Source organism: Glutamicibacter sp. JL.03c (assembly GCF_025854375.1).
Taxonomy (GTDB): Bacteria; Actinomycetota; Actinomycetes; order Actinomycetales; family Micrococcaceae; genus Glutamicibacter.
Window position 1 is genome coordinate 1,364,996 of sequence record NZ_CP107575.1, and the last position, 16,242, is coordinate 1,381,237.

Consider the following 16,242-nt stretch of genomic DNA (forward strand, 5'->3'; position numbering starts at 1 on the left):
GAGCCTTGTCAGCGACTGGCGCCTAGAGCTGGTTGCCCAGCTTGAAACCCTTGGAAGCCTGGCCGTGGTATGAGCCATCTTCGTCGCCGGCACGGGTGTAGGAGAAGCCGTCGGCGCCAATGGTGACTTCGAGTTCGGAGTCATCGGTGCGCTCGATGACTTCCTGCACGTTGCCGTCCAGGTCCAGGACCTTGGAAGCTTCGGTGTACCACGATGGAACCACCGGGTTGCCCCACCAGTCGCGGCGCTGGTTATCGTGCACATTCCAGGTGATGGTCGGATTGTCCGGGTCGCCGGTGTAGTAATCCTGGGTGTAGATCTCGATGCGGTGGTCATCCGGATCCAGGATGTACAGGTAGAACGCGTTTGACACGCCGTGGCGGCCGGGGCCGCGCTCGATGCGATCCGAGATGCGCAGGGCGCCCATCTTGTCGCAGATCTGGATGATGTTGTGCTTCTCGTGGGTGGAGAAGGCCACGTGGTGCAGTCGCGGGCCGTTGCCGCCGGTCAGGGCGGTGTCGTGCACGGTGCCCTTGCGGTGCATCCAGGCCGCATAGGTGGTGCCTTCATCGTCCTGGATGTCCTCGGTGACGCGGAAGCCCAGGTCCTCAAGATAGGCGCGGCCACGAGGCACATTCGGGGTGACCTGGTTGAAGTGGTCCAGGCGGACCAATTCGCCGGCCGAGTACAGGTCGTAGCGCATGTGCAGGCGTTCAACGTGGGTGGTCTCGAAGAAGAACTCGTAGGGGAAGCCCAGCGGATCCTCGACGCGCACGGCGTCGCCGATGCCCTTGACGAAGCCTTCCTTGCGGCGCTCGGTGCGGCAACCCAGTTCCTTGTAGTAGGCCTCGGCCTTGTCCACGTCTTCGGTGGAGCGGACACGGAACGCCATGGCCTTCAGCGCTGCTACTGGACCCTTGGTCAGCACCAGGTTGTGGTGGATGAATTCTTCGAAGGAACGCAGGTAGATCTGGTTCTCGTCCTCGTAGGAAACGTGCAGGCCGAGGACGTCAACGTAGAAGTTGCGCGAGCGCTCCAGGTCGGTGACCACCAATTCGGCGTAGGCGCAGCGCAGGATATCCGGTGCTGGAACCGATGGGGTGGGAATCGGGTTTGCGATCTCTTCGCTCATGATTTGCTCCTTTGCAAGCAGGAAAGATTTGTGGCGGGGAAGCTGATGCTTCCTAGACGCCGAACTTGGGGGAGTGGGCTTCGTTCAGGGTGATCTGGATGGACTGCTGGGTGGTGTAGAAGTCCACCGAACGGTAGCCGCCCTCGCGGCCCAGACCCGAAGCCTTCACCCCGCCGAAGGGGGTGCGCAAATCGCGGACGTTGTTCGAGTTCAGCCAGACCATGCCGGACTCGATCTGGTGCGCGAAGTTGTGCGCGCGCTTCAGGTTGCTGGTCCATACGTAGGCGGCCAGGCCGTACTTGGTGTTGTTGGCCAGCTCAAGTGCTTCCTCGTCGGTGTCGAACGGGGTGATCGCCACGACCGGGCCGAAGATCTCGTCCTGGAAGATCTGCGCATCCGGGGCGACATCGGCGAACACGGTCGGTGCGACATAGTTGCCCTCGTCCTCGAAGCCTTCAGCGCGCCCGCCGCCGGCCAGCAGCCGGCCTTCGCGCTTGCCGATTTCGATGTAGCTCATGACCTTCTCGAAGTGCTTGGGGTGCACCAGCGAGCCGACCTCGGTCTGCGGATCGCTAGGCAGGCCAACGCGAATGTTCTTGGCGCGTTGCGCGAACTTGGCGACGAAGTCATCGTAGATGTCGCGCTGAACCAGCACGCGGGAGCCGGCGGTGCAGCGCTCGCCGTTCAGCGAGAACACGCCGAAGACGGTGGCATCCAAAGCAGCATCCAGGTCGGCATCGGCGAAGACCACTGCCGGGGACTTGCCTCCGAGCTCCAGGGACAGGCCCTTGAAGAATGGAGCCGCCGCGGTGGAGATGGTGGCGCCGGTGGAGGAGTCGCCGGTGAAGGACACCAATGGCACATCCGGGTGCTTGACCAGGTAGTCGCCGGCCACGGAGCCGGAGCCGAAGATCAGGTTGAAGACGCCTTCTGGCAGTCCGGCTTCACGGAAGATATCTGGCCACAGGCCAGCGGAGAGCGGGGTGTAGCTGGCCGGTTTCATGACCACGGAGTTGCCGGTGGCGATGGCCGGGGCCAGCTTCCAGGACTCCTGCATGAACGGCACATTCCATGGAGTGATCAGCGCGGCCACGCCAATCGGCTTGCGGTTCACGTAGTTCATCTGCCGGCCTGGCACGCGGAAGGAGTTATCCACCTGGGCGACGATCAGATCGGCGAAGAAGCGGAAGTTCTCGGCTGCGCGGCGTGCCTGGCCCTTGGCCTGGGTGATCGGCAGGCCCGAGTCGTAGGACTCCAGCAAGGCCAGCTCGTCATCGCGGGATTCGACGATGTCGGCGATCTTGTGCAGCACACGAGAGCGCTCGCGTGGCAGCATCTTGGACCAAGGGCCTTCCTTGAAGGCCTTGGACGCGGCCGCCACGGCCAGGTCAACGTCGGCGGGCTGCGCCGATGCAGCGGTGGCGTAGTTGGTGTTGGTCACTGGCTCCTGGACATCGAAGGTTTCCCCGCCGATGGAGTCCACGAATTCGCCGTTGATGTAGTGCTGCAGGTGGGTGGGGAGATTTTCTGGTACGAAGTGCTTGCTCATGTGCAATTCCTTTCGTGCTGGTGAGTGTTGGTGGGTCGTGGAAAATCAGGTTCTAGATCGCGCTGGGTTCCATGCCCGCAGCTTTCAAATAGCTGTTCAGGGTATGGGCGCGGTGTTCGCGGCAGGCCGCTTCGATCTGCGCCGGGGTGGCGTGATCGGCGATCAAATCAAGGAGCGCATCGTGCTCCTTGACCGATTCGCGGGCGCGGTAGGGGATATGGGTGAAGCTGCTGGCCCGCATCGCTGCCAGGCGGCGCCAGCCGCGCTGCACCAGATCCAGGATGTGCGGGTTGGGGCACTGCCCGTAGAGCAGCTGGTGGAACTCGGTGTTCATCCGGGTGAAGGCCACCGGGTCGAAGTCCTCCAGGCACTGGCGCATCTTTTCGTTCAGTTCCCGGGCCTTGGCCAGCCACGTGGCATCCATGGAGTCGGCAGCCAGCGCGGTGGCGGCCGGTTCGATCACCATCAGGGTCTGCATGGTGTGCAGATACAGGGTCGAATCCACATGGGCCACGGTGGCGCCGACATTGCGGGTGAAGTGCACCAGGCCTTCGGCCTCGAGGCGGCGGATCGCTTCGCGCACCGGGACCACCGAGCAGCCAAGCTCCTCGGCGATGGTGCCCAACACCAGGCGGTAGCCCGGCGAGTAGGCGCCGTTGGTGATGCGCTCGGAGACCAGCTGGTAGGCGGCTTCGGACTTCGAGGCGGTCACTACAGCACCCATGAGTCCAGCTCCGGGCTGCCGGCGTCTTTCCACGCGTTGTACTTGGCCTTCCATTCCGCGTTCATCGGGAACAGCCCCTCGATGCCGTAGCCGCGCTTGACCATGGCGAAGATGAACTCGTCATTGGATTCGGTGACTACTGCCTCGGCAGCGACGTCCTCGACCAGTGCCGGCGGGATGACGACGATGCCATCCGAGTCGGCGACGATGACATCGCCGGGCTGGACCGAGACGCCGCCGCAAGCCACGGTGATGTCCTTGTCCCAGGCCACGTGCTTACGGCCGAGCACTGCCGGGTGGGCGCCGTTGTAGAAGACCGGGATCTCCAGGTTGGAGACCGCGTCGAGGTCGCGTACGCCGCCATCGGAGATGATGCCGGCTGCGCCCAGCTGCTGGGAACGCAGCGCCAGGATGTCGCCCAGGGTGGCCGAGCCGGTTTCGCCGCGGGCTTCCATGACGAGGATTTCGCCGCTGTTCAGCGAGTCGATGGACTGCTTCTGGGTGTTGTATCCGCCGCCGTGGGCCTTGAAGAGGTCTTCGCGGTTGGGGATGTAGCGCAGGGTGCGGGCGGTGCCGATCACGCGCTGCATGCCCTTGGTGGCGCCGGGGACTTCGATGTTCACGTTGTTCAGGCCGCGCTTGCGCAGGGTGGCGGAGAGGGTGGCGGTGGCCACCGCGGCGAGCTGTTCGCGCACGGCATCGGTCAGGACGTCCTTGCCGGTGATCACCGGAGGCAGGCTGGCCGAGGCGCGGTCGCCGTAGGCGTCTTCCTTGTCCTTGTCATTGACCTTCGGCTGGTTGCCGAAGGAGCCGAAAGCGGCAGTGCCTTCGGTGGCGGTGGTTTTCAGCTTCCCGGTGGAGGCGCCGGTGATCAGGTCGGTGACTTCGACTTCCACCACGTCGCCCGGGAAGAAGACGGTGGAACCCGCAGGGGTGCCGGTCAGGATGATGTCGCCCGGCTGCAGGGTCATCTGCTGGGAGAGGTCGGCGACGATTTGGGCGAAGGAGAAGAGCAGTTCCGAGGTGGTGGCGTCTTGGGCGAGGTTTCCGTTGACCCAGGTCTGCACGCGCAGCTTGGCTGGGTCCAGGGAAGCGGCATCCAGCATGTTGGGGCCCAGCGGGGTGTAGCCGTCGCCGGACTTGGAGCGGATGTTGGATCCCTTGTCGGCGTACTTCATATCGTGCACGCCCAGGTCGTTGGATGCGGTGATGGAGCCGACGTAGCTCCAGGCTTCTTCTACCGAAACCCGGCGGGCAGCGGTGCCGATGATCAGCGCGATTTCTCCTTCGAAGGCCAAGAGCTCGGTGCCTGCTGGGCGCTCGACGGTGCCGTTGGTGGCGGCCAGGGAACTGGAAGCCTTCATGAAGTAGCTGGGGAACTTCGGGGTACGCCCGCGCTGTGCTGCGCGGGAGGAGTAGCTCAGGTGCACGGCCAGAACTTTGCCTGCCTGGGCGAAGGTCTCTTCGGTTACTGGGACGGTAGTGGTCACCGTTGATCGTCCTGCTTTCGTCATACATCATGTCGTACATCAAATCGTATACGATCAGTGTGCTCCGAATCTCATCCACTGTCAAGCGTGCTGGAACAATGCACTAAGTTCGTCAATGAAAAAGACGCCGTTCCTTGAATACCTGGATGGCGCCACATGAGAAAGGACTGAAATTAGCGAAGGCCGGACGCGAATCGCATCAGCATCCCTCGTCGGGGAAGCTGCTGGGGTCGGCAGTGCTCTAGTGAGTGAACCGGCACCGATGGAAACTGGGACGCCGGTAATGCTGGCTCCAAGCAGGAATCGGCGCATTTGATCGATGCCTGAACTCACCGCCAAGATAATGAGCCGAGAAGTGGCCGCCACGGCCGTGGGCACCAGTAGAGCCGGGCGGCCAGCCACCGTGGTGGCAGCGATGCTTTCCTCCATATCTGCGAGGAAGGATCGACTCATGGCGGCGCAGCTATGCCGGATACCCGCCTCGCGAATACGCATGTTTCATGCTCGCCACGGCGACATTCAAGAGACGGGATGAACCGTGCCAAAGAATGATCCCTGCGATTTCGCCAGCCAGCACGGTTGGTTGTTTCAGGCTTGCGCCGCGACCTCAAGAAAAGGAGCCAGGGCGCGACGCATCAACGGTCGAGCCGGGACGTTCGGCTTGCAAGCAGGTCGCGACAAGCAGCGGGCTGCTCGGGGCGTACAAGCGGAATCCATCGTTCGTGGGGCGCAACGATCAAGATCAGTGCCTGAAGTTCTATCACGGGTGCACAAGAACCGGGCCGAGGATCACCGCTGATCCAGCGCCCGGTTAAGCGGGCGCCGGATCGAGAAGCCAATTGATCCCTAAATGAATGAACGTTCTACTTCGACACGGAATTGCTGCTGGTTGCGGTGGCCCATGAGGCCGTAGGGATGGACAAGCGGTAGGTCTTCTTCTTGGACTGCTTCACCGTAAGTTTCGCGGTGCCCTTTTTCAGGTCGAGCGTCTTCAGGGTTTTCCACTTGCTTCCGGACTTAACCTGGAACTTGGCTTTCTTGCCGTTGTATTGCGCGTACCGGTACTTCTCTGGCGAGTACACCTGGGCCTTTGCAGTCAAGGTGACCTTGCTGCCGGATCGTTTGGCGGTGAGGGTGCTCTTGGATTTGCCTCGGACGTTGAAGGTCTTGCTGGTTCGATCCACGTAGTCCACGTAATCGGTACCTTCGTAGCCGAAGTATGAATCCCAGTAGCTGTAGGCGGCGGAGATGTCGGCTGGCCCCACTTTGTAGGTCCCCAAGCCCTCCCATGCTGGACAAATCAGGGCGCGGTCCCCAACCTTGCGATTCTCGAACCACAGCGAATCGACGAGGCCGCCATTTCGGGTGACATCGATGAAACCGAACGCCTCCTCGTAGTCTCGCTTGACCTTCGAAGAAGCTTTGACCGAGACATAATGGCAGTTTGAGTCGGCCACGGCGATGGACGAAACGGAATATCCGGTGACGTCGATTGGCCTCTCGCTAGCTTGGGCTGGAACTGTTCCAGCTGCGAGCAATCCGGTGGCAGCTAGGCCAATGACGAGGTTGCGAATCCGACGCCCAACAGTATTATGCATAGAGATTTCCCCATGGTGAATGCGAGTGAATTTACAAGGATGGTTCCTTGAATATTTGAACTATAAATGATTTCTTGGACAATTTAGAAGATTATGCGGTGGCCCCACCAGATTGATGCGACATATCTGGACTCTGGGTCCGGCAACACGGTCGCTGCGCATTTCATCAATCAAGGCTGACTACACGTTCGAACGTTTTCAGCTGGTCGTTCTTGATCAATGATGATCGACCATGCAGAAACGACTGGGCTAGCTCGAATCATGACATGGACGCACGAGCACGGAGCGCACAGGAGATGTCTCTGGCTTCCTGACGTACGTGGTGCGCATGGATCCAGGTGCCACCAGGTGTAGCCTGTATCGGGGCCAGTGCCGTTGCTTTTTCAGAAGAAGGTGGTTCCGCCGAAATTCTTGGCGGAACCACCTGATGATGTTCACGGTACATCAAGCCTTGAGATATTGGGGATTAGCCCTCCCACGCTCTCCATAGCTTGGCGTATTTGCCATCGATGGCCAGGAGGTGCTCGTGGGTTCCATCTTCTATGATTTCACCCTGCTCCATCACGATGATCCGATCAGCGTTTCTCGCCTGCGATAACCGGTGCGCTATAACCAGCGAAGTTCGCTCCTTGGTCAAAGTTGCTGCGGCCTTATCCAACTCGCGCGAATTGCTAGATCCCGACTCGGCAGTGGCTTCGTCCATGACAATAATGCGTGGATCAAGCACAGCAATACGAACCAAGGCTAGATGCTGCTCTTGGTGGCTGGAGAGCTGGTAGGCATTAGAACCCAGTGCGCAGTCCAATCCTTGAGGTAATTCATTAATCCACTCGGCATGACACGAAGCAATTGCCTGTTGCAGCTGATTCTCGGAACAAGGTGCTGTCGACCCTAGCGTGAGGTTTTCTCGTACTGTTCCGGAAAAGACGTGGGTATCCTGGGAGATCATTGCGATGTTCTGGCGAAGGCTCGTCATTTCGTAGGCAGATAACGGCTTCCCGTCAAGGGTTGCGATGCCACTTGCCGGTTCGATGACGCCAGACAAGATCCGTGCCGCGGTGGTTTTTCCAGCTCCGGTGGTACCCACCAAAGCGACGCACTGACCCTCAGCGAGGGACAAATTCAGCTCCTTGAGTACGGCCACGTCAGATTCGAAGTGGTGACCGACGCTATGCAGAACCAGCCCTGTGGTGGAAGACAGCTCATGGGGCAACTGGGAATTTTCACTGGGCGTGCGACGCTTGGCCAAAAGAATGCCGGTGACTCGGCGCAGTGCGATGCCTGCCTCTTGAACCATGTCAAAGAGCGTGACCACCTCTGAGATCGGGTCGAAAAGCCGATGGTAGAGCAGGGCTGCAGTGGTGACTGCTCCAACCGTCGTGGCATCGCTCTGGACAAGGAAAAATCCGGCTGTCAACAAGGCTGCCATCGTGACAAATTCTGCACGGTTGTTGCGTGCGAAATAGCGGGTGAGCATGCGGAAGACGCGGTCGGCTACGTTTCGTGAGTCGTCGCTGGCCCGTTCCAACGCTTCGATCTGCACCCGAGCCCAACCCTGAGAATGCAGCATCGCGCGTCCGTGAAACGCATTAAGGAAGGTGTTGGTGCGACGCGCCAGGATTTCACGTTCTTCACGGTAGAGCGGGGCACTGCGCGGGAGGTACCAGCGCAGGGACAACCAGTACATTGGAATGGCTATTAGCCCGGTGAGCCCCAATACCCAGTGCAGGGTGAAAAGTCCTGGAATCGAGAGCACCAATAGGGTGGTTGCCGAGAGGAAAGCCGGTAAGAGCCATGCGACAGCTTGTGAAATCAATCGAGAATCATCTGAGACACGTGAGACTAGTTCGCCGTCACCTGCGCGCTCCAAGATACCGGATTCTAGATTCAGCGCATGTTCGACGGCGTCTTCACGCAGGGTTGCCACCGCAGGTTCGGCGATTCTTGCGTACAGTACTCGGGCATACCAGGTGAGTGCGGCACCGCAGGCCAATGAGGCGGCGATGGCCAGCAGGCATCGGATGAGTGTGGGTTCGGGGTTATCGGTGCCCAATGCGTCGACAAGGATGCCGATGGCAAAGGGTGCCAGCATGGCTGCCGCTGATGATGCCAGAGTGACCATTGATGCCCAGATGATCAGCCATCTCTGTGGGCGGAGGGTTCGACCCAATACTCGCCAAGCGGTGGCGATACTGGCCGTGGGCAACGCCGGCGATGGTTGGTCGATGTCTTCTGGGGTAAGGCTCATCGGCTGACCACCTTTTCATACGTTGACTTTGCACTGAGTTCCACATGGGTTGATCGGGTGATCGACCCGTTACGGTCAAAGAAGATGACCTCATCGGCTGCGTGCAACAACGTGGGTGAGGTGCTCAAGATGAGCAAGGTCCCCGCCCCTGCACCGGTTATTTGCGCATTCTCGCGCCAACGGAGTAATCCTTGGGCGATATTTGCTTCGGTCACCGAATCCACGGCGCTGGTCGGTTCTTGCAGAACTCGGATCAGCGGGCCCCCAGCCAGTGCACGGGCCAGCGCGACGCGTTGCCGTTGCCCACCGGAGAGGTTGAAGCCCCGCCCTTGCACCCGGTGCTCTAAACCTTCAGGGAAGTTCTCCAATAGTTCGTCAACTCCACTGGCGCGCAGGAGTAGCTGCAACGCCTGCGGGTCAGGAAGTGGGGCTTCACCAAAAATATTTGCCTTGATACTGCCTTCAACCAGATGCGCTTGATGAGGTGCCAGGCGCAGCAGGCTGGGCAGGTAGGCGGGGTCGATGTGTGAAATATCGATGCCGTCGAGTAGGAGGCGTGGGTGCGTAATAGCTGCAGCTTCTGTTCTTTCCTGATGTTCGCCGCCAAGGGAGAGCATCGTGGCCAGTTGTGAACGCACAGAATCTTCGGCGCAAACCAGGACGGTAAAGCTGCCGGGCGTCACGGTGAGTGCTCCATGTGTGAATGGAGGTAAATCGATGGTCAATACGCCATCGCTGCGCTGTGCCGGGCGTTGCATTCCTGAGCGATCTGCTCCGTCGGCCAGCAAGGTGGCGACGCGTTCGGCGGCGGCCACGGACCGGGTGCGGGCCTCCACTGTGGAGACCAAGGTGCCCAGGGGAGTGGAGAGGAATTGCGCGACGCCTAATACGCCCAGCAATGCCCCGATGCTCATGGAACTGGCCGTTACCTGCCACGCACCGAGACCTGCAGCGGACAAGAGGACTGTTCCGGAGACCATCACCTGAGCCGCGTCGATGCGCCCCGAGGCGGACGCCGAAACGATTCCGGCGTTGGCGGCGCGCTGGCTGGCCTCACGATAATGAGCGGCGGCCTGGTCGTGGCCACCAATGCCGCGCAGCACCTGGATGCCGGCCATGAGATCAGCGGCCGCGGCCCCGGATGCGGCGATGTCGGATTGGAGATCATCGCTGGCCTTGCTTAAGCGGGGAGTGAGCCAGCGCAGTGCGGCCATGCCCAGGGGCGTGATGATCAGGACCGACAGGCCCACCCATAGATTGGCCCAGATCAGATACGCGGCGCAGACCAGCAGGCCACCAAGGGCGCTAAAACCTAGTGATGCCTGACGGATGACCGAGGCGCTGACATCGGTGTCTACCGAGGTGATGGTGGCGATTTCCCCGGGCATGCGGGCACTGCGTGGCCGATAATCCGGGGCCATGACATGTTCGGCAATTCGCGTGCGCAGTTGGTGCACCTGCCGGTTCATTCCCGAGTTTCCTAGGCGGGCGCCATAGCGATAGCCGAAGGAAAGCATGGCGAAACATAGTCCCAAGGCGATGAGCCAGAGGACCAAGCCAGTTAGGTTGCCACCGGCAATTGCGTGATCGATGGTTGCGCCGATGAGTGCTGGGACAAGTGCTTCACCAGCGGTCCAACATGAGAGCAGGGCGACGGCGGCAATGATTCGGCCGCGTTCAGCGCGCAACATGGCACGTAGCAGTAGAGGCCCGGAAGGGCGAGATGACGACATGGAATTCATAATATGTTATAAATATGTTTCGTAACTAATGTAGGTTAGCCTACGGTAATTTAGTTGAGGTGCGTGGCCTGGCAGGCCTAGTCATCAACACACCCCCCAACCCTAAGGATCACTCGCATGCCTCGAACCTTCACTCGCGCCCTGTTGGCGCCAGCAGCGCTGCTGGCACTTGCTTCACTTTCTCTCACAGGCTGTGGGCAATCTTCAGGCCAAGCTGCTGAGAACACATCAGTGCCAGCGGATCAGTCGCCATTAGAAACCGTTGACCCGCAAGGGCATGAGGTGAGCGTGGACCAGCAGCCCGCCGCTGCCCTAGGCTTCTACACCACGGACGTTGACATTTTGGCGACTCTGGGCATTCCATTGGCCGCCGAGCAGCCGATTCGAGGCGATTCAGGGTTCACGACATTCCCTGATTACTTCCCCCAGGAAGCGCTCGCCGAGGTCACACCCTTTGCCAATTATCCAGAGTTCAACTACGAGCGGGTCCTGGGCGCAGCTCCTGATTTCATCCTCAACGGCCTGGGCTACGATGCCGAAGTCCACGAGAAGCTCGCAGCGATCGCCCCGACTTACACGACCAACGCCTTTGATGGAGAATCCTGGCAATCACATTTTGAACAGACAGCCAAGGATTTGGGCCGTCAAGAACAGTACGACCAGTGGGTGAAGGGATATCAGGACCACGGCCAGCAAGCTAAGAAAGCCATCGATGAAGCGGGCAATGGGGATCTAACGGTGGCCACCCTGGGCTACTGGGACGGGAAGGTCAACGTTGACTGCTACTCGTACCTCGAATGCGGTGTCTTTGACACCATCGGACTGAAAACCGAAGAACTAAGCAAGCAAAAAGGATTGAGCCTGTCCTTGGAAGAGCTCGACCAACTCAAGAACGTTGACGCCGTGTGGATGTCCAAGGGTGTTGGCGATGATGCACAGGCAGAACTGGATAAATCCATCGCTGCTATGGAGAAGTCACCGTACTGGAAGAGCCTTCCGTTTGTGAAAAATAACCGGATCTACACATACAACATGGAAATGACCTACGGCTCGCCCTCTGGCGCGGTGGCGTTCATGGAGCAGGTCCGCAGTGATCTAGCCAAGTAGTCACACGGTGTTTCGCGTTGGCCGGGCAGGGCTTTGACTGTCATTTCCTGCACCGGCCGGCGGCGCGGCACGGTAAACCTTCCAGCCCACATCAGACACTGAAGCATCGACGGACTCCTAGGCTCACCGGTGCATCGCAGAAAAAGGAGCAGTCAATGGAAATCTTTGAAGCTACCGTTCAATCCACGCATCTTCTCTCGCCCACCCTGAAACGCCTGCGCTTCAGCATCCAAGGATTTACAAGTACCGGCATTGGCGATGAGTACGTCAGGCTCTTCTTCCCGCACACCGAAGATCGCAACCTGTTGAGCCTGCCGGTGGCAGATGGCGATACCTGGCGCACCGTCGAGGGGCAGCCCGATGCTCCAATGCGCACCTATACCATTCGTGATGCCGGCGAAGGTTGGATTGAAATTGACTTTGTGGTTCATGAGGGCGGCATTGCTGCCGCCTGGGCACTTGATGCTCGTGTGGGGGACCGGATTGGGTTGAATTCTCCCACCGGTCTCTATGACTGCCCGGCAGATGCGACATCCCAGGTATTGATCTGCGACCTGACCGGCTTGCCGGCAGCCGTGCGCATTGCTGAACTCGGTGATGCCCGCATGCGTACCGAGCTTGTGGTGGAAATTCCCGACGAATCATCCCGCCTGGATCTCAGCTTCCTGCCTCAGCTTGCGGTCCAGTGGATCGTGGCCGGCAATGGGGTCGGGCCCAGCGTTCTTCCGCAGGTCGCACGCAAGGTAGTGGAACGGCTGGGCGAAGACCAGCCACGGCCCTACGTATGGGTGGCCGGCCAATCCGCGGCATTGCGCGAAATTCGCAAGATGCTGCATCGCGAATTGCGTTGGCCCAACACCCAGTACAAGGTGATTGGCTACTGGGTGGAAGAGGCTGAAAAATGGCGCGAACGATGGGAGTCCCTGGATGCTTCAACCAAATCGTCCCTGGATGCGCTGTGGGAGAGCTTTGACGACCAGGACGAGGCGCTCATTGCTTACGAATCTGAACTTGCACGTCTCGGGCTGTGAGCGTGGTGAGCATCGCGCAACGTAGCCACATCAGAGATTCACCACTACGTGCCCCTGGCCCGCAGGTCCAGGCCAGTGCCACGCAGGGCGCTGGGGAACTCGCGGCCGGAGGCAAGCTGGTGGATTCCACCGGGGCAAAACTTGCGTGGCTTGTGGGCCTGCTGGCGCTTCTGGCCTTCACCATAGTGTGTTCATTGGCTATTGGGAGCCGGCAAATAGACCCTTCGGTGGCGTGGCGCAGCATCGTCGAACCATCGTTTAATTCCGAAGAAGCTCAGGTCGTTCGGCAGCTGAGAATCCCTCGCACGGTCCTGGGCGTTCTGGCGGGAATCGCTTTAGGCGTCGCAGGTGCGCTGATTCAGGCATTGACTCGCAATCCGCTAGCTGATCCCGGGATTCTCGGGGTGAACGCCGGAGCGCAATTTGCGTTGGTCACGGCCAGCTTCCTCCTGGGTTCTCTGTCAGTCATCGCCTCGATCTGGTGGGCTTTGGCCGGCGCCTTGGCCGCCACCCTCGCAGTGTATGGCTTGTCGCTGTCGCGGCGTGGGCGTAATGCAGATCCTGCCACCTTGGTGCTGGCTGGTGTCGCCTTCGGTGCGGTGCTTTCCGGAATCACTACGGCCTTGGTCCTACTTAGGCCGCAGATCTTTGACATGATGCGGGTCTATGCGGCCGGAAACCTCAATGGACATGAGCTGTCCACCGTCATGGTGATCGCTCCTTTTGTCACGGTGGGATTGCTCATTTCACTGTTCTGCGCACGGTCGCTGAACGCGATCGCCCTGGGTGATGCTCCTGCAAAGGCTTTGGGCGTTCGAATCGCACCGGTGCGTATTGCGGTGATTACCGCGGTGACACTATTGTGCGGAGCGGCTACTGCGTTGGCCGGTCCGATAGGGTTTGTCGGATTGATGATTCCGCATGTGGTGCGCTGGCTCTTTGGAGTCCACCAGGGTTGGATCCTGATTTTCTCCACGGTGCTCGCACCGGTCCTGCTACTCGGTTCGGACATTCTGGGCAGGATTATCCTTCCCCAGACCGAGGTGTCTGCAGGGATCATCACCGCTTTCGTCGGGGCCCCTGTGCTGCTGATTTTGGCCCGCCGAAAGAAAGCGAGCGCGCTGTGAGCATCAACGGCGTGATGGATCCGCCTCATCCTGCGGAACCTGAGGTCGCCCAGCCAATAGTTGTTCCTACCGGCCGTCGGGAAATGAAATTGCAGCTGGGCCGGTGGACCTGGCGTGTTGACCGTGCCTCGGCGATGGTCGCCGCCCTGTTGGCAGTGGCGGCGCTATTGACCGGGTTCATCTCGTTGGCTTTGGGCGACATCCGTGTTCCCTTTGACCAGCTTCTGCCGGCCCTGTTGGGAAACTCGGAGCGTCGTTATGACGTAGTTGTGCGTGATTGGCGATTAACCCGGGTGCTATTGGCCTTGGTCTTCGGATTCGCCCTCGGAATTTCTGGGGCGTTGTTCCAGTCTCTGACGCGCAACCCATTAGGTAGCCCCGATGTGATCGGATTCAGTTCCGGCGCCTATACCGTAGCGTTGGCCCTCATGTTATTTACCACCGCCAGCGCAGAGCAGATTGCCATGGGATCCATTCTTGGCGGATTGCTTGCTGCCGCCATGGTGTTCATCATTGCAAACCGAGAAGGGACCAGTGGTTTTCGGCTCATAGTGGTGGGTATCGGTGTGGGGGCGATGCTAGCCTCGGCCAACACCTTCATGCTTTTGGCCGCCCAACGCCAGGTGGCGATGTCGGCCGCCGTCTGGGGCTCCGGATCATTGAACTCGGTCAGCAATACGGTTCTGGGCCCGTCCATGGTGGGCATCGCACTGTTTTCTGCGATGGCGATCCTGCTGCAACGACAGGCACGGATATTGGAATGCGGCGATGCCTTGGCTACGTCGCTGGGGGTCAACACAAGCCTCTTGCGCGTGGCGATGGTCATCGCTGGCGTCGGCCTGGTAGCAGTGACCACGGCCGCTGCAGGTCCCATCGCTTTTGTCGCCCTCGTGGCCCCGCAGATTTCCGCCCGGCTGACCCGCAGGGCCGAATTGGACCTGGTCCCGGCTGGTTGCCTGGGTGCTTTGCTCCTGGTGCTAGCCGACACCGTGGCTCGCGTGGCATTCATGCCTGTTCAATTGCCGGTCGGCATCGTGACAGTTTGCCTCGGCGGGATGTACTTGATTTGGTTGTTGATAAGGGAGAGCCGTTCGTGAAGAAACTGGATACGGAACAAAGGCCGTACGAGCAAGGCGCAGTCTCCGGCGCCCCGGATGCCACTGAGTACCGCGATTCGGAGACATCACGGCGGCTTCAGGTACAAGGTGTGCGCTTGGGATACGACCGAAAACCCGTGATAGATTCACTGGACCTGTCCTTTGAGCCGGGCAAGTTCACGGCGATTATCGGTCCCAACGGCTGCGGAAAATCTACGTTGCTCAGCGCCATGGCCCGTCTCCTGAAACCATCCGCGGGCCAAATCCTGCTAGGAGGCGTGGCCCTTGACGCCTTCAAGCCCAAAGCCTACGCACGCGAAGTATCATTACTGAGCCAACAGGCGGTGGCACCGTCTGGAATCACAGTCGCTCAATTGGTTTCGCGCGGGCGTTTTCCGCACCAGGGTCTACTCGCGCAACACAGTAGCGGCGATGAAGCCGCAGTGCATCAGGCCCTGATGTCGACGGGGATACTTGAACTGGCCACGCGCAGACTCTCCGAACTGTCCGGAGGCCAGCGTCAGCGAGTGTGGGTAGCCACCACCCTGGCGCAGCAGGCCCCGATCATGCTCCTAGATGAACCGACGACGTATTTGGACGTTGCGCACCAAGTAGATTTACTTGATCTCTTCGCCTCGCAGCGTGATGCCGGAAAAACGGTCATTGCCGTGCTGCACGACATTAATCAGGCAATGCGCTACGCCGATAGGGTGGTGCTCATGCATGAGGGCAAGGTACTGGCCAGTGGTGCTCCGGATGAAGTTATCACCGGTGGGAGCCTTGAGGCAGCATTTGGTGTTCGCTGCGAGATTCATCCGGACCCCGTCACCGGTGGCCCGATGATGGTAACTGTTCCAGCCTCACGTCGAATTTTTTAAGCAGTCGCTTACCTAGATCGACTGGCAGCTACCGGGTGAGAAAGCGCGGGTGTGCTCCTCCCGCACCATGTGCGCACAGCGTCCGTTCGGGAAGCACCGACCGCGGCCTCGATCACCCGCTGTGGTAAGCCCTGGGCGGCAACATGCAGTGTGAAGGTGTTGCCGCTGGATCGGTCCATGCTGGACCAGATTAAGGTCAGGCAGAGTTCTATGCGGAGACCAGCTGTTCTCGACGGCAGATAGAAATGCCTGTTCGACTTGGGCACTTGATCCGTGACGCTGGAAATCCAATGAATCTTTCAATTACCCACTGATTTTTTTCCTCTAATTTGCTGGCAAAAGCCTCAAAGTGAGCGTAGTCTATCGCCATATCGTTGTCTCGAATTGGGGGATTTGAAGACGCATTGAAACACTCGCAATCGTTTCGCATCTTTAGATGTATTGGGGACTAATCCTAAATTGTTGAGCCGCATGGGGTGGCTTAATCGGGGTATGGCCATTTTAAGATTCAGGTCAGAA

The 16,242-nt window shown here is 59.7% G+C and carries 12 protein-coding genes; 5 read left to right on the top strand and 7 right to left on the bottom strand.

The genetic code is table 11. From position 1 onward, the window contains the following. Nucleotides 1-22: 22 nt before the first annotated feature. The 7 genes from hpaD to OF385_RS06325 form a co-directional block, all read right to left on the bottom strand. Nucleotides 23-1,132, bottom strand: a complete 1,110-nt coding sequence (hpaD, locus tag OF385_RS06295) for a 3,4-dihydroxyphenylacetate 2,3-dioxygenase (RefSeq protein ID WP_264277489.1) — start codon at nt 1,130-1,132, stop codon at nt 23-25. A 52-nt stretch (nt 1,133-1,184) separates the two neighbouring features. Continuing rightward, on the bottom strand, nt 1,185-2,681 hold the full coding sequence (hpaE, locus tag OF385_RS06300) for a 5-carboxymethyl-2-hydroxymuconate semialdehyde dehydrogenase (protein ID WP_264277490.1): 1,497 nt from the start codon (nt 2,679-2,681) through the stop codon (nt 1,185-1,187). A gap of 52 nt (nt 2,682-2,733) precedes the next feature. After that, nucleotides 2,734-3,405: a GntR family transcriptional regulator gene (locus OF385_RS06305; RefSeq protein ID WP_264277491.1), complete on the bottom strand. Its 672-nt coding sequence runs from the start codon at nt 3,403-3,405 to the stop codon at nt 2,734-2,736. After that, a complete protein-coding gene (locus tag OF385_RS06310) occupies nt 3,393-4,919 on the bottom strand; it encodes a fumarylacetoacetate hydrolase family protein (RefSeq protein ID WP_413468117.1) in 1,527 nt (508 codons plus the stop codon). Before OF385_RS06310 ends, OF385_RS06305 begins: the two co-directional genes overlap by 13 nt. 839 nt (nt 4,920-5,758) lie before the next feature. After that, entirely contained in the window at nt 5,759-6,493 is a 735-nt protein-coding gene (locus OF385_RS06315) for a hypothetical protein (protein WP_264277493.1), read from the bottom strand. Nucleotides 6,494-6,959: 466 nt separating this feature from the next. Next, the gene (locus OF385_RS06320) at nt 6,960-8,741 is read right to left on the bottom strand and encodes an ABC transporter ATP-binding protein (protein WP_264277494.1); all 1,782 of its coding nucleotides are present in this window, start codon (nt 8,739-8,741) and stop codon (nt 6,960-6,962) included. Further along, nucleotides 8,738-10,474 carry an ABC transporter transmembrane domain-containing protein gene (locus OF385_RS06325; protein WP_264277495.1) on the bottom strand — a complete coding sequence of 579 codons (1,737 nt, stop codon included), beginning with the start codon at nt 10,472-10,474 and terminating at the stop codon, nt 8,738-8,740. The genes OF385_RS06320 and OF385_RS06325 overlap by 4 nt, the downstream gene beginning before the upstream one ends. Before the next feature lie 297 nt (nt 10,475-10,771). Between OF385_RS06325 and OF385_RS06330 the strand changes: the two genes are divergently transcribed. The 5 genes from OF385_RS06330 to OF385_RS06350 all read left to right on the top strand — a co-directional run bounded on the left by OF385_RS06330 (nt 10,772) and on the right by OF385_RS06350 (nt 15,723). Beyond that, nucleotides 10,772-11,590, top strand: coding sequence for an ABC transporter substrate-binding protein (locus OF385_RS06330; RefSeq protein ID WP_264277496.1), 819 nt, complete (start codon nt 10,772-10,774; stop codon nt 11,588-11,590). A 155-nt stretch (nt 11,591-11,745) separates the two neighbouring features. Then, nucleotides 11,746-12,621, top strand: coding sequence for a siderophore-interacting protein (locus OF385_RS06335; RefSeq protein WP_264277497.1), 876 nt, complete (start codon nt 11,746-11,748; stop codon nt 12,619-12,621). After that, nucleotides 12,618-13,748, top strand: coding sequence for a FecCD family ABC transporter permease (locus OF385_RS06340; protein WP_264277498.1), 1,131 nt, complete (start codon nt 12,618-12,620; stop codon nt 13,746-13,748). Before OF385_RS06335 ends, OF385_RS06340 begins: the two co-directional genes overlap by 4 nt. Further along, entirely contained in the window at nt 13,745-14,845 is a 1,101-nt protein-coding gene (locus tag OF385_RS06345; protein ID WP_264277499.1) for a FecCD family ABC transporter permease, read from the top strand. The genes OF385_RS06340 and OF385_RS06345 overlap by 4 nt, the downstream gene beginning before the upstream one ends. After that, nucleotides 14,842-15,723, top strand: coding sequence for an ABC transporter ATP-binding protein (locus OF385_RS06350; protein WP_264277500.1), 882 nt, complete (start codon nt 14,842-14,844; stop codon nt 15,721-15,723). The genes OF385_RS06345 and OF385_RS06350 overlap by 4 nt, the downstream gene beginning before the upstream one ends. Nucleotides 15,724-16,242: the final 519 nt, after the last annotated feature.